Origin of the sequence: Fictibacillus halophilus, from assembly GCF_042680145.1 — a bacterium.
Lineage (GTDB): Bacteria > Bacillota > Bacilli > Bacillales > Fictibacillaceae > Fictibacillus > Fictibacillus halophilus_A.
Window position 1 is genome coordinate 2,042,322 of the sequence record NZ_JBHTNQ010000001.1, and the last position, 20,964, is coordinate 2,063,285.

Annotated in this window: 20 protein-coding genes and 2 other annotated features (1 of these 22 cut by a window edge); all 20 genes read right to left on the reverse strand. The window is 38.5% G+C overall.

Going from position 1 to position 20,964, the window contains the following annotated elements:
* Nucleotides 1-37 precede the first annotated feature (37 nt).
* The 20 genes from ACFQ4X_RS10590 to ACFQ4X_RS10685 all read right to left on the reverse strand — a co-directional run bounded on the left by ACFQ4X_RS10590 (nt 38) and on the right by ACFQ4X_RS10685 (nt 20,694).
* Nucleotides 38-484, reverse strand: coding sequence for an ACT domain-containing protein (locus tag ACFQ4X_RS10590; protein ID WP_379834988.1), 447 nt, complete (start codon nt 482-484; stop codon nt 38-40).
* Between the two features lie 440 nt (nt 485-924).
* Nucleotides 925-2,211 (reverse strand): GTPase ObgE, encoded by a 1,287-nt coding sequence (gene obgE, locus ACFQ4X_RS10595; RefSeq protein WP_077359196.1) that lies wholly within the window; start codon nt 2,209-2,211, stop codon nt 925-927.
* An 18-nt stretch (nt 2,212-2,229) separates the two neighbouring features.
* Nucleotides 2,230-2,766 carry a Spo0B domain-containing protein gene (locus tag ACFQ4X_RS10600; protein ID WP_379834990.1) on the reverse strand — a complete coding sequence of 179 codons (537 nt, stop codon included), beginning with the start codon at nt 2,764-2,766 and terminating at the stop codon, nt 2,230-2,232.
* A 160-nt stretch (nt 2,767-2,926) separates the two neighbouring features.
* The gene (gene rpmA, locus ACFQ4X_RS10605) at nt 2,927-3,217 is read right to left on the reverse strand and encodes a 50S ribosomal protein L27 (RefSeq protein ID WP_066291343.1); all 291 of its coding nucleotides are present in this window, start codon (nt 3,215-3,217) and stop codon (nt 2,927-2,929) included.
* A complete protein-coding gene (locus ACFQ4X_RS10610) occupies nt 3,210-3,563 on the reverse strand; it encodes a ribosomal-processing cysteine protease Prp (RefSeq protein WP_379834992.1) in 354 nt (117 codons plus the stop codon). The genes rpmA and ACFQ4X_RS10610 overlap by 8 nt, the downstream gene beginning before the upstream one ends.
* 5 nt (nt 3,564-3,568) lie before the next feature.
* A complete protein-coding gene (gene rplU, locus ACFQ4X_RS10615; RefSeq protein WP_066291353.1) occupies nt 3,569-3,877 on the reverse strand; it encodes a 50S ribosomal protein L21 in 309 nt (102 codons plus the stop codon).
* A gap of 14 nt (nt 3,878-3,891) precedes the next feature.
* Nucleotides 3,892-3,964 (reverse strand) — a sequence feature (ribosomal protein L21 leader region).
* 46 nt (nt 3,965-4,010) lie between these two features.
* Nucleotides 4,011-5,477, reverse strand: coding sequence for an Rne/Rng family ribonuclease (locus tag ACFQ4X_RS10620; RefSeq protein WP_379834994.1), 1,467 nt, complete (start codon nt 5,475-5,477; stop codon nt 4,011-4,013).
* A gap of 41 nt (nt 5,478-5,518) precedes the next feature.
* On the reverse strand, nt 5,519-6,370 hold the full coding sequence (locus ACFQ4X_RS10625) for a site-2 protease family protein (RefSeq protein ID WP_379834996.1): 852 nt from the start codon (nt 6,368-6,370) through the stop codon (nt 5,519-5,521).
* On the reverse strand, nt 6,363-7,088 hold the full coding sequence (locus ACFQ4X_RS10630) for a peptidoglycan DD-metalloendopeptidase family protein (protein ID WP_379834997.1): 726 nt from the start codon (nt 7,086-7,088) through the stop codon (nt 6,363-6,365). Before ACFQ4X_RS10630 ends, ACFQ4X_RS10625 begins: the two co-directional genes overlap by 8 nt.
* A gap of 472 nt (nt 7,089-7,560) precedes the next feature.
* Entirely contained in the window at nt 7,561-8,355 is a 795-nt protein-coding gene (gene minD, locus ACFQ4X_RS10635) for a septum site-determining protein MinD (RefSeq protein ID WP_077359202.1), read from the reverse strand.
* Between the two features lie 15 nt (nt 8,356-8,370).
* Nucleotides 8,371-9,048, reverse strand: coding sequence for a septum site-determining protein MinC (minC, locus tag ACFQ4X_RS10640; protein ID WP_379834999.1), 678 nt, complete (start codon nt 9,046-9,048; stop codon nt 8,371-8,373).
* Nucleotides 9,049-9,111: 63 nt separating this feature from the next.
* Nucleotides 9,112-9,633: a rod shape-determining protein MreD gene (gene mreD, locus ACFQ4X_RS10645; protein WP_379835001.1), complete on the reverse strand. Its 522-nt coding sequence runs from the start codon at nt 9,631-9,633 to the stop codon at nt 9,112-9,114.
* Nucleotides 9,630-10,502, reverse strand: a complete 873-nt coding sequence (gene mreC / locus ACFQ4X_RS10650) for a rod shape-determining protein MreC (RefSeq protein ID WP_379835002.1) — start codon at nt 10,500-10,502, stop codon at nt 9,630-9,632. Before mreC ends, mreD begins: the two co-directional genes overlap by 4 nt.
* Nucleotides 10,503-10,516: 14 nt before the next feature.
* Entirely contained in the window at nt 10,517-11,554 is a 1,038-nt protein-coding gene (locus ACFQ4X_RS10655; protein WP_289494963.1) for a rod shape-determining protein, read from the reverse strand.
* A 72-nt stretch (nt 11,555-11,626) separates the two neighbouring features.
* Nucleotides 11,627-12,298: a RadC family protein gene (gene radC / locus ACFQ4X_RS10660; RefSeq protein ID WP_379837136.1), complete on the reverse strand. Its 672-nt coding sequence runs from the start codon at nt 12,296-12,298 to the stop codon at nt 11,627-11,629.
* 39 nt (nt 12,299-12,337) lie between these two features.
* Nucleotides 12,338-12,925: a Maf family protein gene (locus ACFQ4X_RS10665; protein ID WP_379835004.1), complete on the reverse strand. Its 588-nt coding sequence runs from the start codon at nt 12,923-12,925 to the stop codon at nt 12,338-12,340.
* A 514-nt stretch (nt 12,926-13,439) separates the two neighbouring features.
* Complete coding sequence (locus tag ACFQ4X_RS10670) at nt 13,440-14,438, reverse strand: SPOR domain-containing protein (RefSeq protein ID WP_379835006.1); 999 nt, start codon at nt 14,436-14,438, stop codon at nt 13,440-13,442.
* A gap of 410 nt (nt 14,439-14,848) precedes the next feature.
* On the reverse strand, nt 14,849-16,570 hold the full coding sequence (locus ACFQ4X_RS10675) for a sensor domain-containing diguanylate cyclase (protein WP_379835008.1): 1,722 nt from the start codon (nt 16,568-16,570) through the stop codon (nt 14,849-14,851).
* 104 nt (nt 16,571-16,674) lie between these two features.
* On the reverse strand, nt 16,675-17,970 hold the full coding sequence (locus tag ACFQ4X_RS10680) for a bifunctional folylpolyglutamate synthase/dihydrofolate synthase (protein ID WP_379835010.1): 1,296 nt from the start codon (nt 17,968-17,970) through the stop codon (nt 16,675-16,677).
* A 75-nt stretch (nt 17,971-18,045) separates the two neighbouring features.
* Nucleotides 18,046-20,694 (reverse strand): valine--tRNA ligase, encoded by a 2,649-nt coding sequence (locus tag ACFQ4X_RS10685; protein WP_379835012.1) that lies wholly within the window; start codon nt 20,692-20,694, stop codon nt 18,046-18,048.
* A 48-nt stretch (nt 20,695-20,742) separates the two neighbouring features.
* Nucleotides 20,743-20,964: a binding site (T-box leader), on the reverse strand (it continues 6 nt past the right edge of the window).

A 20,964-nucleotide genomic window follows, 5' to 3' on the forward strand; every position in this document is an offset into this window, starting at 1 on the left:
GTTTACCTTACTTTTGGGACAGCCCGGTTTCTTAAAATTAAGCTCCTGTTCCTACCACTTCAACTCTTTCAACAGTTTCCATTCGATTTAAAGTTGCTAATAAGTCTTTAATATCTCCTTGCAGCATATTCGTTTCGATGGTCAGTGTAATATGCGCACGTCCTTGGAGAGGAATCGTTTGATTAATGGTCAATACATTGCATCCTTGTGAGGCAACGACGGTTAGAAGACTTGAGAGAGCACCGGATCTGTCTTCTAGATGGATGGACAGTGTAATAATTTTTTCTTTCACCATCGTATGGAATGGAAAAATTCCATCACGATATTTATAAAAGGCACTGCGGCTTAATCCTACTTTTTCAGCAGCTTCAGCTACAGTTTTCACTTTACCGCGATCTAATAAAGATTTAGCTTCTAACGCTTTTTGCATGGATTCTGATAATACATCTTCTCTTACCATATAGTACTGTTTATCATTTTTCATAAGAATTTCCTCCGGTGTAAATCTTACACTCATTATAATAAATGCAAAAGAAAATGTCTATTCCACACGGACATATACACAAAGAAGAATTTTTGTCCTTTGATTTCTTGAGGGTTTATCTATTTTTAATAATTCAAAATGATGAAGACTTATAAATTTTTTTGAGGACTTATAAAAAATTTTGAAGACTTATAAATTTTTATGAAGACTTATAAGGTGTTGTTTAGGACTTATAACGGTTGGATCACTTTTTTTTGAACCATATCTACTAGTAGGTTCTCATGTCAACTTTGCTTTTTTTATGTAATCAGTATGTATTTTCTATAAAAGAGCTGTTTTCTTTCTTTTAACAACATAAAAATCAGAAAAACATTATGAGCCCCCTGATTTTTTATACTTTCTTTCAATAAAAAGACAGCCCTCTGGCGGGGCTGCCCAATTTAATCAATAAATTCAAATTCATATTTGAGAATTCGTACAACATCACCGTGTTCCGCACCGCGATCTCTAAGTGCTTGGTCAACACCTAGCGTACGCATTTGACGCGCAAAACGCTTAGTTGCTTCTTCCCTCGAGAAATCTGTCATCTTAAATAATTTCTCAATCTTCGGCCCATTGATAACAAATATTCCAGCCGGATCACGAGTAATATAGAAACCTGCATCTTCTTTTTCGTGCTTATAAAGAACACGCTGCTGTTCAACCCCATCATCATGGATAAGAGGGAACTCAGGAGTAACTTCAAGAATATCTGCAGTTGTAAATAATACTTCACGAATTCCTTGACGAGTAATGGCTGAAACAGGGAAAACTTTAACGTCGTCTCCTGCTTTTTCCTTAAACGCCTCTAGGTTTTCTTCCGCTCCAGGAATGTCCATCTTATTAGCAATCACAATCTGAGGACGTTCCATCAATCTCATATTGTATTGATTAAGCTCTTCATTGATCTTCACAAAATCCTCATATGGGTCTCGGCCTTCCATACCGGACATATCGATAACGTGAAGAATTACACGTGTTCTTTCAATATGACGCAGGAACTGATGTCCAAGTCCTACACCTTCATGAGCACCTTCAATTAATCCCGGCAAATCAGCCATAACAAAGCTTCTGCCGTCCTCAACCGGTACAACTCCTAAATTAGGTGTAATTGTTGTAAAGTGATAAGCCGCAATTTTAGGTTTTGCTGCAGAAACGATAGATAAAAAAGTTGATTTCCCTACACTCGGGAACCCAACAAGTCCAACGTCTGCTAAAACCTTTAATTCTAATGTTACTTCACGTTCTTCACCTGGTTCCCCATTTTCAGCAATTTCAGGTGCTGGGTTTGCAGGAGTCGCGAAACGAGTGTTGCCTCGGCCGCCTCGGCCGCCTTTTGCAATAATTGCTTGCTGCTTGTGATGTACCAAGTCAGCAATTGTTTCTCCCGTATTCGCATCCGTTACAACTGTTCCTGGAGGAACCTTTACGATCATATCGTTAGCTTTTTTTCCATGCATGCCTTTAGACATTCCATGTTCGCCTCGAGGTGCTTTAAAATGGCGGTTATAACGAAAATCCATCAGTGTACGAAGTCCTTCTTCCACTTCAAAGATAACGTTCGCGCCTTTTCCTCCATCACCACCGGCAGGACCGCCGTCTGGCACATATTTTTCGCGGCGGAATGCAACCATCCCGTTACCGCCGTCACCAGCTTTTAAATAAATTTTGACCTGATCGACAAACATTTAATTCTCCTCCTTTCATTAGGAAGTTAACTGAAATTCAAAATAACACTTATTCTCCTGAATATAGCTTTCGATGAGTGCCATGCTTTTATGTGTTGAAAAAATATTCTTCATTTTTTCGAGTGTATTCTCCTGTTCGGAGAGATTACCCACAAATGTATAACTAACACGAAGATCTTCAGGTTCAAATGTAACAGTAAGTGAGTATTCCTCATATCCCGAAATCGAATTGTTCAGCACATCGCATAACTCATCCGTTGTATGTAACAATTCATCTTCAAATAAACTAAAATCTCCGCTTTCACCTTTAACTTTTCCATACAATTTCACCGGATGCTTCAGCCAATTATAGGTTAGTAAGTACTCTGATAAATTCGGGGTCTTCAGGTTAGAGATTCTGGATTCTTCCCGGGATAATTCAATAACTTCATTCATTATCTCTTTTGCCCGCTCAGTGCGGTCAAGAGACAGATTTGCTTTAATAAGCTGAAGCTGGTTTAGCCAGTCATGCCTGGCATGGCGCAAAAGATCGACAGTCGTCCATTTTTTTGACATCATCGCACTTCCAGCCTTTCCTTTTAATATGGCTATACCTTACACCAACAAATTTAGCGCAGTACTCAAACTTTTGTAAATACTAAAGAAAACTTGGCTTACTTTGCTATAGTGCAAAGAAAAAACCCTAACCAATCTGGTTAGAGTTTTTATCTCCCTCTTACGCTTCTTGCGCGATTGGGTAAACACTTACCTTTTTGCGGTCACGGCCATAACGCTCGAAACGAACGATTCCGTCAACCTTAGCAAATAGAGTGTCATCTCCGCCTTTACCAACGTTTGTACCAGGATAGATCTTAGTACCGCGTTGACGGTAAAGAATTGAACCACCAGAAACGAATTGTCCATCAGCACGCTTAGCGCCTAAACGCTTAGACTGTGAATCACGACCATTCTTTGTGCTACCTACCCCTTTTTTAGAGGCAAAGTATTGAAGGTTTAATTTAAGCATTCGTTGCACCTCCTTCATGTTCAGTCAATTTTATATACTCACTGTATCCTTCTTCAATCGAAGCAAGAGATACAATCATGCCTTCCAAAAGCAATTGCGTTTTATGATAGGTCGAATCATCTAGATTATTCGGTACTTTGCACTTTAGAAATCCACCATCTTCATGAGTGGTCACTTCAGGCTCATAGCCGCAAAGTTTTTCAATAGCATTAATTGTACCGAACGACACTGCTGTTGCGGCTGCACAAACCAAATCCTGGCCATGTGGAGCAAAATCAGCGTGTCCATCCATCGTAAACGAAAGTACGTTTTGATCACTGTTTCTGAAAATAGAAACTGAAATCATGAGAATTACCCGTTAATCTTGTCAATCACAACTTTTGTGTATGGTTGACGATGTCCTTGCTTACGACGATAGTTCTTCTTCGCCTTAAACTTGTAGACAACGACCTTCTCGCCACGGCCATGCTTTTCAACTTTTGCCGTAACTGTAGCACCTTCAACTAAAGGAGCTCCTACTTTCAAGCTGTCTCCACCGACCATCAATACATCTTCGAATGTTACTGTTTCACCAGCTTCAACATCTAGTTTCTCAACATAGATTGCTTGACCTTCTTCAACTCGAACTTGCTTACCACCAGTTTGAATAATTGCGTACATCAACGTGCACCTCCTCTTATACTCAGACTCGCCATCCTAGGTGTATATAAAATACTTAAAACCTAGTCTGTGCGGTTGGAGCGGGTGCTCCAAACACTAACGAAAAAAGTTTACCATGTATGGGACTGCTGTGTCAATGTGAAAATCGCTTTTTTATATCATTTGCAGCGCCTGTCTGCCTGACAATAATTTCACGATTTATCGAACCAGGAGACACAAATATCATGCTTCCGTACTTTTTCTCGATATAAGAGAGCTTGTCCTGATGATTTTGGAGCCATTCAGCAAAATATTGCGGAACATCTAGCCAAATTGCTTCATCAGCGTGATACTCATATTCCATAGCTATTCTTTCAAGCTCATAATAAAAGGTTTCCGGTCGAAGCTGGTGACTGTCCATTATATCGCTTTTTGGTTTTTCGGTAAGCGTTTCTAATAACGATGGCCGCTCTTTTTTCCTGGTCAGTTCAAAAAGCCCCATTTTTGTGAAGCCGTACAAATTAATTGTTGAAGAATCTTTTTTGATTTCTTCTTTTAACGCAGAGAAGATCATGTCTTTGTCTGAATTAGACTGCATAGTGATAAAGTCAATCACAATCATTCCCGCTAAATTACGCAGCCGCAGCTGCTTCATAATTTCTTTAGCAGCTAAAGCGTTTGTCTCTGCCACGGTTTTTGACCGGTCTTTTTTTCCGGTAAATTTCCCAGTGTTCACATCAATAACTGTTAAAGCTTCTGTAACATTGAAATAAAGTGAAGCACCATTTTTCAGCCAAATATGGGGCAACAAACTTTTTTGAATTTCTACATCAATACCATACTTTTTAAAAATCGGTTCTTTTTCGTTATATAGTTTAACTTGAAAAGGTGTACGATACGTAGCTGAGTACTCTTTAATGTGTGAATAAGTATCATGATCATCTACAATGATCTCTTCCACATTTGAATTAAGCCATCTTTCTAAAAAAGTATAATAAAATGGCGGACGGATAATTAACCTTGGCGCTTTCATTCCCTCAGCCATTTTCACGGCTTCTAAAAATTGTTTCTTTAAGTTTTTTAATTCCAGATTCATTTCTTTTTCGGGAAAGGTTTCACAGCCAGTCCGGATAACCATTCCTTCTTTTTCATTGACTTGTTCAGAACCCCACTTTAATAAAGCCTCTCGTTCAGATTCTTTTATTTTTTTTGAAATCCCAATATGCGGAGTGTACGGGAAATATACGAGGAGATGTCCTGTAAAAGATAGTAGGGACGTAAGTTTCGCACCCTTATCCCCGCTTTCTTCTTTTGCTATTTGAACGAGGATAGATTCCCCTTCTTTAATCAGGCTGGAAATTGATATTTTCTTCTTATCTTCATTAGATAACATCTGGAATGCAGGCAGGTCATCTCTATGCAGGAATCCGTTCTTTTCCGTTCCAATATCTACAAAGACAGCCTGCATGCCTGGAAGCACTTTTTGGACTCTTCCCTTATATATACTCCCTGTTGAAGGCTTTTCATCTGGTCTCTGATAGGCACATTCTACAAGTTTCCCTTTTTGAAGGAGCGCCGTTCTTTTTTCCAGACCAGCCGCATTGATTACTACCTGTTGCATATTTATTACACATCTCCCTGTCCATGGTTCGTTTCTCTATTTTAACGAAAAACCTGGCCAATTGCACATTCAGGAGAATGTTTATGAAAATACGCTTCTAATAGTTCTTTTTCTTCTAATGTTATCGGGTTGTGGTCTTTGACAACAATGGAGTGTGAAATTCCTTTAATTAATCGGCTAGTGACTTTGGATAATGGCATTGTTGGGGGTACGATCAGTGTACGAGTTCGTTTTGAGGGATTCTGCTGCATTTTGCTTAATAAAAAACGTATAAACACATAATGTCTTCTTTTCCATTCTAAAATATGAGCAACTAATAAAAAGGCACAAATAACCCAAAGGTTTAAATGATTTGGCTGGAGATAGAGCTGCCAAGCTCCTCCAGTAATTAAAAGGAATGCTGACCAAAGCAGAAATTGACGCTGTGCAAATTTAAAAGGCATCCACTTCGTAAATAACGCAAAAGCTATCTTCCCGCCATCTAATGGCCAGATAGGCAATAAGTTAAATGTGAATAAGGTAAAATTCAAAAGCAGGAACCAAGTAAAATCATCTGGAGATATGATGCCCATGCTGTTAAGCATTAAAGCCAATCCTGTCATCCATACATGTTGCAGAGGCCCAAGTATAGCTACCCAAATCTCCTCATGAAATGGCCTTGTGCCGTGTTCTTCTACAACGGCAGCTCCACCAAAAGGAAGCAAATCAATTCTGGAAATTCTCCATTTAAAAAGATGGGCCCCGGCAAAATGACCCATCTCATGTATAAGTACAACGAAAAACCATACGATAATTTCTCTGAAATGTCCTGTAAAAACAGCGCCGAAAATAACAATCCAGAATGCCGGATTAACCTTTATTTTTCGGATAAATTGTACAATCAGGTTAATCAATATCAATCACCTTGCTTGGATCAATGAAGCTCTTGTCTTTTTTTATTGCGAAATAAAACTTCCCTGTTTTACCACCGTCATTTTCTGAAACTTTCCCAAGCCGTGTTCCGCTTTCAACATAGTTATAGAGTTTAATGGATTTATCGATTTCTTTTAGATCACCATACCAAGATTCTTGTTCATCAGAATGCTGAATAATAACGGTATACCCGAGATCTTCTTTTTTGCCCGCAAAAACGATATACCCGTCTTTTGCAGTCTCCACTGACTCTTCCTTGCTTCCTGTCTCTATCCATATTCCTTTGCCATTTGAACTGAAGGTTTCATATACTTTCCCATCAGCCGGAACAGCGTACACCTCACTTGCTTGTTCGGATTCGTCTTTTATCAATTTATCTTTCGGGAGCAATGCAAGTGGTTTTCCAAATTGATTTTCATACCAGTCTTTTGCGGCTGCAAAATGGAATTCGTCTTCATACACATGCTTAATGAAATTTTGAGCTTTAGCCGTTTGTTCACCATTATTTTTAAAGATAATGCCAACGATTAAGAATAAAATAATAGAAAACATCACTTGCATTAATAAGGCATGACGGTTAAATAGAGGGTGATTTTTCTCCGAGTCATCTCTGTTTATAGACACATTTTTTTCTTTTGATGTTCCTTGTTTTGATAAGTTTCCATACTTTTTTCGGATTTCATCTGCTCTATTTTTCATAACCGTTCCTCCATTTTTTCTCATATATATGTACATCCTATGACTTGTCCGCTGAAGTTATGAGTAAAATGAAATCCTAAAAAGCGATTATTAGAGGAATGGTGTTTTTAAAGAGTATTCACATGTACAATCCCAAAACAACAATCTTTTAAAAATGCTCTTTTCTTAAGGATTGTTGGTTATGACTTTTTTAGTGAAGACACTTCGTTGACAAGTTGATTGGAGCGGAAGGTGCGAGACTCCTGCTGGAGCAGCGTGCCGACTACCTGATTATTCTTCTCGCAAGGCATGCGACGAGGAATCTTGCTACGGCAGGATTTTCTAGTAGACGCAGGAGCAGCACTTCATAGATTCTTTCACCAAGACTCACCGCACGCCCCGCGGAAAGCGAGCAGCCTGGAGCGGAAATCAACAACTTCCGATAGCAACAAAGTTTGTGAAAAATGAAAAAGCACTGGCCTGAGCCAATGCTTTATTTCATACCTAATAGTGTTTTAATCTTGCCAAAGAATCCTTTTTCTTCCTCTAAAGACAAAAGAGGAACTGATTCTCCTAAAATTCTTCTAGCGATATTACGGTAGGCAATTGAAGCTTTAGAATCCGGCTGCATTGCTACCGGTTCGCCTTTGTTCGCTGCCTTAATTACATTTTCGTCATCAATAACTACACCTAAAAGCTCAATGGAAAGTACTGATACGATCTCGTCAACATCGAGCATATCACCGCTCTTTGCCAGGTGATTACGCAGTCTGTTTACGATTAGTTTTGGTGCTTCTACTTCTTCTTGTTCAAGCAAACCGATAATACGGTCAGCATCTCGAACAGATGAAATTTCTGGATTTGTTACAACAATCGATTTATCTGCTCCTGCTACAGCATTCTTAAAGCCTTGTTCAATGCCAGCTGGACAGTCAATAATAACATAATCATAATCTTGCTTTAATTCCTGTACAATTTTCTTAACTTGTTCAGGCTGAATAGAAGACTTATCTTTTGTTTGAGCTGCTGGCAGCAAATACAAACATTCAAAGCGTTTATCTTTAATTAAGGCTTGATTAAGTTTGCAGCGTTCTTCTGCTACATCTACCAGATCGTAAATGATCCTGTTCTCAAGTCCCATTAATACATCAAGGTTACGCAACCCAATATCGGTATCTACGAGACATACTTTTTTCCCAGAAAGAGCTAGAGCAGTCCCTATATTGGCTGAAGTCGTCGTTTTACCGACTCCACCTTTCCCAGACGTAATGACAATCGCTTCTCCCATGCTTCATTCCCCTTTCTATACCAAGCTGTTCAACGTCGGTCTAATTCGGTGGACAGCACTGATCCGATCAATCCGAATCTGTTGTTCTTCTTTGGATATGTAAGCAAACTCCATCTCATTCCCCAAATCCGGATAAGAGTCTGGTGCTCTATTAATATGATGTGCAATCCTTAGCTGAGAAGGTTTCATGACAGAAGCAGCAATTATCGCTTCTTCATTCCCTTTGCTTCCGCATTGAGCGATTCCTTTTAAGGCACCTAGAATATAAATGTTACCGGTAGCGATTACTGTTCCACCTGGGTTCACATCACCAACCAGGAGCAGGTCGCCCTGAATATCTAAAACCTGTCCGGATCTAACAATCTTTGAAACGGTTACAACTTGTGCGTCTTTTCTCAGTTCCTCAGCTTCTGCCTTGGTGATAACATCTGATTCAATATGTTCTAAGACTAGATTCTCTTTTTGTTTTAAAACTTCCCGCAATTTCTCTTCTTGTTCAGCAGTAACATATCTCTTTCCTGCTTTCACTTTCACAGAAATAACTGGACCATTAAGCAGCTGTCCACTGTTTGCAGTTAATTTATCATAGAGTTCCTCAATAATTTTTTCGAAGGAACATTTATCATCCAACAACAAAATGAGGCCGTCTTTTGTACCTTTTATTGTTACGTTGTGCTGCAGTTTCTGTACCATTGCCATTGTTCACCTCAACGTACTAACATTCGACAGCTAGGTCTAAATTCCTCTTTGCTGCTGTTAGTTTTCTTTTATAGTATCCTTCAGCAGGTTTAGCTGCTTTACATATGGATAATAAATGAGTATCGCGAAGAAACCGTTTAAGATGAGGGTAGGCAACAATCTTTTATAGAGAAACATATCTATCATTTGATTGCTGATCCCGATAAGACTGTTTAAACCATATACAAAAAACTCCAGAATAGAAACACCAACAATGGAAAGAAGCAGAGTTACAATAAGATTTCCGAAAAGATATCTTGAAAAGACAGATGTAATATACGCAGTTGCAGCCATTGAAAATAAGTAAACACCGATAATATCTGTATAAAGCAAATCAGTAAGAAGTCCAAATCCTAACCCATAGACCAGTCCATACGTTGAATTTAAATACATGGCAATAAATAAGATCATTACCATTGAAAACCGAGGAATAAATTGCCATTCCATATTGTTCTCCTGCGGCAATAAAGCTTGCATCAAGGAACTCTCACTAATAAATGCTAAATAGATAAGAAAAGGAAGAAGGATTTTTTTCATCATTCTTCCTCCTTTTCTTTTAAACTTTCATCTACTGCCGGCATCTCTCTTTCGAGAACCATCACATGATCCAAATCATACAAATCAGCAGACGGCTTTAAGTAAGCTGTCTGAGTTAAACCAACTTCATCCGGTTCAATATCAATAACTTCCCCAATTAGAAGATCAGGAGGAAAAACATCTCCGAGACCTGAAGTAATAACTTTTTGACCTTTTTTAATCTTCGCATCTACTGGAATCTTTTTAAACAGCAAAGCCTGGCGTTTCGGATCGTATCCTTCTATTGTTCCAAAAATGTTTCTTTCTCCTTGAACAATTGCAGAAAAACGGTTTGTCCGATCATTATCACTTATAAGCTGAACAGTGGATTGAAACAGAGAAACATTCGTCACTTTACCTATAAAACCTTGGGGTGAAATAACTGCCATCTTCGGCTTGATTCCGTCTTTTTCCCCTTTGTTAATATAAATAAATTGATTCCATTGATCAGGAGATCTGCCGATCACAGTTGCTTCCCGCACCTTGAAGTCAGTTAAATCTTCTTCTTTATCAAGCTGCGCTTTTAACGTTTCGTTTGTTTTCTTAACTTCCTTGTACTGAACATATAATTTTGCGTACTCATCTAACCTTGCTTTTAACATTTGATTCTCTTTGTAAAGCTGTTTCATTTCAGCTAAATTCTCAAAGAAACCCGCTATTGTATTAGCGGGTTTATAGAAAATCGTTTGTGTTAGTCCTGCAGAATCTTTTAAAAACTGTTCAGGTAAGGTTAGGCTTTCCCTTTTTTTCATCGAAAAACCAATCAAAGCTACTAGAATAATAATACTTACTAGCAGGATGATAAGCCGTTTATTCGAAAAAAAATGTGGCATGAAAATACACCTACTTACTTGGATTTAGATCTAGAAGTTATACCAGCTTTGGATTTGAAAAGGTGCAGATTTTCAAGCGCTCGGCCAGTTCCGACTGCTACACAATCCAATGCGTTTTCCGCCACGATAACAGGCATCTTTGTCTCTTCGCTAATGACTTTATCCAAGTTTCTTAATAAAGCACCTCCACCTGTAAGAACGATACCGCGATCCATAATATCAGCAGCCAGTTCAGGCGGTGTTTTTTCAAGAGTCACTTTTACTGCATCCATAATACTGTTCACCGTATCACGCAACGCGCTGGAAACTTCTTCCGCCGTAATCGTAATTGTTTTTGGAAGACCTGTCAATAAATCGCGTCCACGGATATCCATATCTTCAATACCTTCAGGCGTACCTGCAGAACCAATATCTAGTTTAAGAGTTTCTGCCGTTCTTTCACCTATCATTAAGTTATAAGTCTTTTTAATGTAAGCAATGATTGCATCATCCATCTCATCACCAGCGATACGAATTGACTGACTAGTTACGATACCTCCAAGAGAGATAATGGCAACTTCTGTCGTACCTCCGCCGATATCAACAACCATGCTTCCAGTTGGCTCCCATACAGGAAGATCAGCGCCGATTGCTGCCGCAAACGGCTCTTCAATCGTATAAGCTTCACGAGCACCAGCTTGCTTTGTAGCATCCTCAACAGCACGTTTTTCCACAGCTGTAATTCCAGACGGTACACAAACCATTACATAAGGCTTACGCGCGAATACAGAACGGTTCTTTTGTGCTTGCTGAATAAAATACTTCATCATAGTAGCAGTAGTTTCAAAGTCCGCTATAACCCCGTCCTTCATTGGTCTTACAGCCACAATATTCCCCGGTGTACGGCCGATCATATTTTTAGCAGCATTACCTACTGCCTCAATTGAACCTGTGTCAGTACGCAAAGCAACAACGGAAGGTTCACGCACAACAACACCCTTGCCCTTCACGTAAACAAGTGTGTTTGCAGTTCCTAAATCAATTCCTAAATCTCTTGAAAATCCACCAAACATTTATGTAAACTCCTTTCATCAAGCAAAACTCATAAGTTTGATTATACGCTATAAAAGAATCAAAAGACAATGTTAAACATATCCTTTTTCTTTTAAACTTACGTATTTTTGATCACCTATAATAATGTGATCCAGCACTTCAATCCCCAGCATTTTTCCACACTCTACTAACCTTTTAGTAACTTCAATATCTTCCCTGCTGGGAGCAGGATCTCCACTGGGATGGTTGTGAAAACAAATGATCGAAGCACTCGATCGTTTCAAACCCTCTTTGAACACTTCTCGCGGATGTACGATAGAAGTATTCAAACTGCCAATAAAGACTGTTTTCTTATGCAGGACCTGATTCTTTGTATTTAAATACAAACATACAAAGTGTTCCTGGTGCAAAAAGCGAAGTTCATCCATTAAGTATCTTGCACCATCTTCTGGGGAGCGGATCGTGTATCTCTCTTCAAATTGAAGACGGCTGATCCGTTTGCCTATTTCAATAGCAGCAATTAGTTCTACCGCTTTGGCAGGCCCAATGCCGTTGATTTCTTTCAGCTCGCCAATAGAAGCATCTTTCAAATGTCTTAAACCTTCAAAATGCTGTATGATATGGTGTGAAAGCTGTATTGCAGACATCTGTTTTGTTCCTGTACGTAAAAGGATGGCTAATAATTCATAGTTGGATAGCGTATTAGGACCGTCTTGCAACAGCCTTTCCCTTGGTCTTTCCTGTAATGGATAATCTTTTATCATAAGCGGTTTTGTTGCCACTTACGTTCCTCCCTCGTTAATTCAGTCTATCTGACTGACCCGGTGAAAGAAAAAGCCGAATTCACTCAGTGTTCTTACCACTCTGGATACCGGCAAACCAACAACACTAAAATAATCACCATGTATTTTTTCTACGAGTAAAGAACCTAAACCTTGAATGCCATAGCTTCCTGCTTTGTCAAAAGGCTCACCTGTGCTGATGTACCAGCAAATCGTTTCTTCGCTAAGCGGATAAAAAGTCACACTCGTCTTTACTGAAAACAAACGTTTCTTTTCTTGATCCATAATACAAACACCGGTGTAAACATCATGTGTCTGACCAGAGAGCATCCTTAGCGTTTCTGCAGCTTCTTGTTCATTTTGAGGCTTCCCAAGCCGTTTGTTTCCATACGCAACAATTGTATCAGCACCTAAAATAACATCATTTGGTTTATATGTAAGAACATCTGATGCTTTTTGTTCTGCAAGTGATTCTACCAATTGACTTGGAGTAAGATTGGGATCCATTTTTTCTTCAAGTGTACTAGGATATGTTTCAAATGGAAGAAGCGTTAATGACAGAAGTTCATATCTTCGAGGTGAAGAAGAGGCTAAAATGAGGTGTTTCATGTAATCACCTTTCAATTCGTTCGTTGATGTTAAATTTGTACAGTTTTACAATAACAAACTTGTAAAAAATAGACAAACGACGCCAAAAACTTACTTCTATTAGTTTTTCGGCATTTTTGGCTTTTTTATGTGGGCAAATGGAAAAAATCATAGACGATTTTTGACAAATTTCTCGAAAGTGGTTAAAAAGTCAGACACAGCAGTTGCATTTATAGAATTTAAGACATCCATGCTGGGAAAACAGATAGACTAAGCCGTTGATTTCTGCTGCAGGATGCTAGCTTTCCGCGGGGCGTGCGGTGAGCCTCCTCGGCGCTTTGCACCCTTAAGAGTCTCACCTGTCCCACTAATCCCGCAGGAGTCTCGCACCTTCCGCTCCAATCAACTAGTCAAAGAAGTCTATCACAAAACCTCCAAAAACAAAAAAATTATAAAGTAGTGCCTTATTTATAAGAAAAGTCCAGATAAAAAAGCAGAGAAAGGGGAGATATCTCTGCTTTTCTAAAAAACTTATTTATTTTAATGTCTGAAGCAATTGTTTATAAGATTGAAGACTGTCCATAGCCTTTTGCTGAAATGCCCAGTTAAGTTCACCTTTCTTTGTATCTTTCAAAGCTAGAAAAGCACCTTCTAGCTGTTTTTCGAAGTCTGATGCAGCATTAGCTGTTTCGACCTTCCAGTTTTTCTTTTGTTTCTGCCCGTATTGTTTCCATTTATTAAAATCACTTAAAGTTTGATCAAGTCCAGATTCTTTGGTGCCAGGCATTTGTGAAAGGGTTAATACATTCTGCAGAAGAATCTGGCCATTAGTGAAATATGTTTCGTCTAAGTTACTCGGTGTTTTTAGGTTATCGAATGAGAAAGACAGTGTTTTAACGAGTGGTTTTTCCATTTTCTTTTGATAGCTTTCACCATAGCTTTCTAATTGGTGTTTTTCGTTTGCTATCCCTACAATTACAGCAGATTTTTCATCACCAGCGGAGATGATCACTGCGGAAAAACCTTTATCTTCAATGGATTTTACAACATCTTCAGCTCTTTCTTTTGTTGAAAATACTCCAGCTTGCAGGGCGGAAAATTCTAAGTTTATAGGAGGTAATGAGACAAGTTTTTTTCCAGATGGAGCCTCTTCTTTTTGAACCGGAGCAGTTTCAGGTTTAAAATTTCCAGCTTCTGTGATATCTGTTGAAAATACCATCAAAACCATAATTCCTAAAACGGTTCCAGTTACTACTGCAGCCATAACTGCTGCTAATATCTGCTTCGGCAGTGATTTGCCTTTTTGAGGGAGATAAAAGCCTGTCCTTTTTTTAGAAAACAAATTCATTTTCTTTCTTTTAAATGCTATTTCATTTTTCTTTAACGGTTCTGCAAGCACCATGTATTTATCTTTATTTAGAACTTCAATAGCCGCTGCTATCTCATTGCTTGAATGCTCTTGTTCATTGTTGAATTTACTTTCACTATATCGTTTTTTCTTACCATTTATTAATATAGAAATTTCCTGTTTCAAGTCCATCCGCTCCTCTCTAGCATCTACTAAATCATATGCAAATTGAAATTTAATAGAACTGAAAAAGAGATTCAAACTTAAAATTAAAGGCTGTTTTCGTAAACTTTGTTGCTTTTGAATGAGGTTAATTTCCGCTCTTTGGGATCGCTTTCCGCAGGGTGTCGGTGAGCCCATTCCTCGCATTGCGACTTTGAATGGTCTCACCTGTCCCACTCATCATGCAGCACAAGGAAGGCTTCGGCAGCTTAACATCGCACGAAGAAAATGTGAAGTTCATTTTCGAGGAGTCTCGCCCTTCCACTTCAATTAACGTTTCAATGAAGGAATGATAAAAAATCTTTCCATAGCAACAATCTTTTAGAAAAAACCACATTAAAAGACCCCAGATGAATTCCTGAGGTCTTTCGGGACTATCCTATATAAGCTGCCACTTTATTGCGGCCTTGCTGTTTTGCACCTGTATACATTGCTCTGTCGGCATTTCTTATTAGTGTTAAAGGGTCTTCTCCTTGATGAGGTGCAGTAGCTACCCCAATACTCGCAGTTATGTATATCTTATGTTTACACTGATCGGTTAAATCGTTGTGTATTTCAAATCCATTGTCCGAAATTACAGAACGAAGCTGTTCAGCTATTTCTAAACATTCTTTCCCGCCAGATTCAGGCAGAAGAATAATAAATTCTTCCCCGCCATATCGGGCTACAGTTCCACGTTCTCCAATAAAATTTTCCAGCCTTCTAGCAAGCATTATTAGTACATCATTGCCGCTTTGATGACCGTAAGAATCATTTACTGCTTTGAAATGATCGATATCTAGCAATATAACAGAGAATTGTTTTCTGAAGTATTCGTAGTTGTTATACATACTAGCCAGAAGATCCTCAAAGTACCTGTAATTATATAGACCTGTTAATGGACACTGCTCACTTTTGAGCTTTGTGGATTCATAGTTTCTAGCATTATCAATGGCAACCGCTAAATAGTTTGCTAAAATCTCTAAAATAATCAGGTGATGTTTTTGGTATGCATGTTTCTTCTTAGAAGCAAAAGTAATAATTCCAACAATTTTTTGATTTCGAATCATAGGAACGGCCACTACAGATTCTGCTTTACTCTGAAAGAAGGTTTCAGATATTTCCCTCCAGGCTTTTAATTTGCAGTACCTGATACTTTTACCGGTAGACCAAACTTTTCCGCTGATCGCTTCATGCTTTTTAATAGGGACAGATGCCAGAATACCTTCTTCACTTTCATACTTTCTAATAATTTTCAAATGTTCACCAGCATCTGCGTCATAAATAAAGGCAAAATCAACAGACATAAATGCAATTAGTTTTTCAATAAAAATATCTAAAATATTATTTACTTTTAAATGTTCCGAAAGCTGCTGACCGATCTCGCTCGCTTTTTGCAAAGAAACGTTAATCTGTTCACTAGAATGATAGAGTTTAATAATAATTGAAAGTGATATAAACGGAAGCCCTACATAAAAAATAGCAGGCTGCCCTAATTGGGAATATAGAACGTACAGCATTAGTCCCACTGGTATAGCAAGAACTTCTGAAACTAGATCCCATAATGCATCTCGCTCAATAAAACGACTGGATTCTTCGTATAGTACAGTAATAATGAAATACAATCCGACATGATTCAGCACTAGCCCTGTTAAAACATATCCTAAAACAGGGATTAGATTGATCGGTTCATTTAAATCAAAGGCACCTGTTTCCCCACCAAGTAAATAAAAAACACTAGCCTCACAAATAATGATCCAGGATAACATAAGGGTATTGGCCATATATCTGTAATACTCTTTGAAAATGTGAACTTTAAGTGAAAAAAACATGGCCATTACAGATATAAGCGTCATAAATAAAGCAACTGTCAAACCATAGTATAAAAAGACAGCTAAATTTATACCCGACATAAAAGAAATATTCGCATTAAGAACCTTAATAGGAAACAAAGAGACGATAATCGCTAAAAGCGAAATAATACCCAAGTCGATTAAATTTATATCCGGCTGGTTATTTGTCATTTGCACGGCAGTCCACAAAGCCAAAGGGAATAAAATCAGCCATGCAACTACTAGATATTTGCGTTTTCTCATATTATTCATCTGTGAACCCATGGCTTTTCCCTCCCCCTATTAATGTTCTGTATACACATCTATTTTACTAGTACATTTATCTTATCTTTTTATTTTATCAAAAGTTCAAAAAATTACAATAAATGTTATTCCATATTTTGAAAACTTTTTCTAACTTCTGAAATAAAGTAAAGAGATCCAGTAATGACAAGGACATCTTCATCTTTTAATTTTTTCTTTGCCTCTTTTAAGGCATCATTCCAAGAAGAGATGGCACACGACTTTCGAAAAGGACTTTCAGCCAATAATTGCTCTGCTGATGCTGCTCTTGGAAAGTCAAAGGTAGTGAAATATGCCTCATCTATAATATTCTCTAACTCTTTCATCATGTTTTTATAGGCTTTATCATGCAATGCGGCAAACAGCAAATACATTTTTCTGCCCTTATAATGGTTTTCTATTGTTTGTTTCAGTGCTTGTATTCCTTGATGGTTATGAGCACCGTCAATGATTATATCGGGTGAAGATGAAACTTTTTCAAACCTGCCCGCCCAATTTGCACGAAACAATCCCGCTTTTATTTTTTCTGGATCAATTCTGTAAAAACCCTTTCCAGTCAAATATTCAACGGCAGCCAGAGCAAGTCCCGCATTTTTCACTTGATGTGTGCCTTTCATCGATATTTCCGCTGAAATATTTAAATCTTTAAGCCCCGTATATAAAAAACCTTCTCCATTGTCAGAACTCTTCTTATGCAGAACAGAAAAATCTCTGCTAAGAATATATGTGTCAGAATTCACTGTTTTAGCTTTCTTCTCTATCACATTTAAAGCTTCAATTTGTTCGACGGTTGTAATTACCGGAACATCTTTTTTTATGATCCCAGCTTTTTGAAATGCAATATCCTCAATTGTGTCCCCTAAAATTCCCATATGGTCATATCCAATATTTGAAATCAGACTTAAAATTGGTGTAATTACATTTGTTGAATCATATAAACCGCCTAATCCTGTTTCATAAATAACGATATCCGGCTGTTTTTCTGCAAAATATAGCAATGATATGACAGTGATCACTTCAAACTCTGTCGGACTGCCTAATGAAGTTTCAGTTAGTTCATCAACCAACGGTTTTAGCAATTTTGCATATTCCAGCAATTCATCGTTTTTAATAGGTTCTTTATTAATTGAAACTCTTTCATTAAAAGTAATGAGATATGGAGAAGTAAAGGTTCCAACATTGTATCCAGCTTCATTAAAAATGCTCCGTAAATACTCAACGGTAGATCCTTTTCCGTTTGTACCGGCAATATGTATACATTTAATTTTTTTCTTTGGATTCCCTGTTCTTTGCAGCAGCCATTCCACTCTCTTTAATCCTGGCTTTATTCCAAACTTCAATAAACCATGTATCCATGTTAATGCTTCATTATAAGAATTCAAATTTAAGCCCGCCTTTCATAACGTAAAAGAAGGCGAATCCTGCATAGAAAGGATCCGCCTCGTAATCGTAAACTGTTAGCTTTGAAGCTCTTTAATACGTGCCTGAACGTTATCATATTTTTCCTGATAATCACTTTCTTTTGCACGCTCTTCAGCAATAACCTTTTCAGGTGCTTTTTTCATAAAACCTTCGTTGCTTAATTTTTTCTGTACACGCTCTACTTCTTTCGCATATTTTTCTGCTTCTTTTTCAAGACGCTTGATCTCTTCTTCAATATTCAGCAATCCTTCAAGAGGAAGATACATTTCGAGCCCAGTTAAAACAGTACTCATGCTTTTTTCTGGTGCTGATATTTCATCAGAAATCAAAAGCTCGCTCGGGTTGCAAAAACGTACTAAATAGTTGCGGTTTGTTTCCAGAGCTTTTAAAATCTCTTTATTTTTTGGCTTTATTTGAAGTTCGATCGGCTTGCTCGGTGCAACGTTCATTTCTGAGCGGATGTTTCGAACAGAACGGATCACTTCAGTTACAAGAGCAAATTCGTTTGCAGCTTCTGGGAAATGAAGGTCATCTCGTTTTACCGGCCAAGAGGCAACAGTGATAGATTCCCCTTCGTGCGGCAGATGCTGCCAGATTTCTTCTGTAATAAACGGCATGAACGGGTGAAGCAATCGAAGTGTCTGGTCAAGAACATAAGCCAAAACAGAACGAGTTGTTTTCTTAGCTTCTTCATCTTCCCCATATAGCGGAAGCTTTGCCATCTCGATATACCAGTCACAAAAATCATCCCAAATGAAGTTATAAAGAAGACGTCCAACTTCTCCAAATTCATAAGCATCAATGAGTCTTGTAATGTTTTCTGACGTTTCGTTCAGGCGTGTCAGGATCCATTGGTCAGCAAGTGACTTTTTACCGTTCAAATCAATCTCATGATATTGCATACCATCCATATTCATAAGTGCAAAACGGGATGCGTTCCAAATTTTATTTGCAAAGTTCCAAGTAGACTCAACTTTTTCCCAATAGAATCTAAGGTCGTTTCCAGGAGAGCTTCCGGTTGTTAAGAAGAATCTTAGTGCATCTGCACCGTATTTTTCGATAACATCCATCGGATCTACACCGTTTCCAAGTGACTTACTCATCTTACGCCCTTCAGAATCTCGAACAAGTCCATGAATTAAAACATCATTAAACGGCTTTTGATCAGTGAACTCAAGTGATTGGAAAATCATTCTTGATACCCAGAATGAAATAATATCATATCCCGTTACGAGCACATTGCCAGGGAAGTAGCGTTTAAGATCAGCCGATTCTTCATCCGGCCAGCCCATTGTTGAAAACGGCCAAAGAGCTGATGAGAACCATGTATCCAGAACATCTGTATCCTGCTCCCAATTTTCAGGGTCATTAGGTTCTGTTTTTCCAACGTAGATTTCACCTGTTTCTTTATGGAACCAAGCAGGAATACGGTGTCCCCACCAAAGCTGGCGTGAAATACACCAGTCACGGATATTTTCAATCCAGCGCATATAAGTGTTTTCAAAACGGTCTGGAACGAAATTAACTTTGTCTCCGCTGTTTTGAAGCTTGATTGCTTCTTCTGCAAGTGGCTTCATTTTTACGAACCATTGGGTAGATAAGTACGGCTCTACAACAGCACCGCTTCTTTCAGAATGACCAACGGAATGCATGTGCTCTTCAATTTTAAATAGAACTCCTTGACCTTGGAGGTCTTTTACAATTTGTTTTCGACACTCAAAACGATCAAGCCCTTGATATTTTCCGGCGTTTTCGTTCATCTTTCCGCCTTCATCCATTACCAGGATACGTTCAAGGTTATGTCTGTTTCCGATCTCAAAGTCGTTAGGGTCATGAGCAGGTGTAATTTTTACAGCACCTGAACCAAATTCCATATCTACGTAATCATCACCAACGATTTCAATCTCACGTCCAACGATTGGCAAGATTGCTTTTTTGCCGATGAGATGCTGATAGCGTTCATCTTTCGGATGTACTGCGATAGCTGTATCACCGAGCATTGTTTCAGGACGAGTTGTAGCTACTTCAATATGTCCAGAACCATCTGCAAGAGGATATTTCATATGATAGAAAGCACCTTGAACGTCCTGGTGAATAACTTCTATATCAGAAAGTGCTGTTTTGGTTTGGGGATCCCAGTTGATGATGTATTCACCGCGATAGATCAAACCTTTTTCGTATAACGTTACAAATACTTCTTTTACTGCTTCTGAAAGCCCTTCGTCTAATGTAAAACGTTCACGGGAGTAATCTAACCCAAGACCAAGCTTAGCCCATTGCTGGCGGATAAAATCAGCATATTCCCCTTTCCATTCCCATGATTTCTCAAGGAACTTTTCACGACCAAGATCATAGCGCGAAATTCCCTCTTCACGAAGCTTTCCTTCAACCTTAGCTTGAGTGGCAATACCTGCGTGATCCATTCCAGGCAGCCATAAAACATCATAGCCTTGCATGCGTTTTGTACGCGTAAGAATATCCTGCAGTGCAGTATCCCAAGCATGACCAAGGTGAAGCTTTCCTGTTACATTAGGCGGGGGAATTACAATCGTATATGGCTCTTTCTCCTTGTCGCCTTTTGCTTCAAAAAATTTACCCTTCAACCAGAATTCATAACGGTTTTCTTCTGTTGCCTTTGGATCGTACTTTGTCGGCATTGTCAGTTCTTTCTGTTCGTTCGTCATCATTTCTCCTCCTTTTATTGCTAAAAAAACAAAAAAAGCCCAATCGTCTTAAAGGACGAAAGGACTTTTCCGCGGTACCACCTTAATTTACGGCAAGTTCAAATAAACCTGCTGTACTCTTAATCGATAACGGATTTACCGTCTTCTTCTACTTCATCGTTCAAAGAAGATGCTCAAGGGCGACTTCCAACCAACTAGCCTTAAGGATTCTTTCAGCTGATGAACCCTTTCTCTAAAAGGTGTTGCATTTGTACTATTCCCTGTCTACGC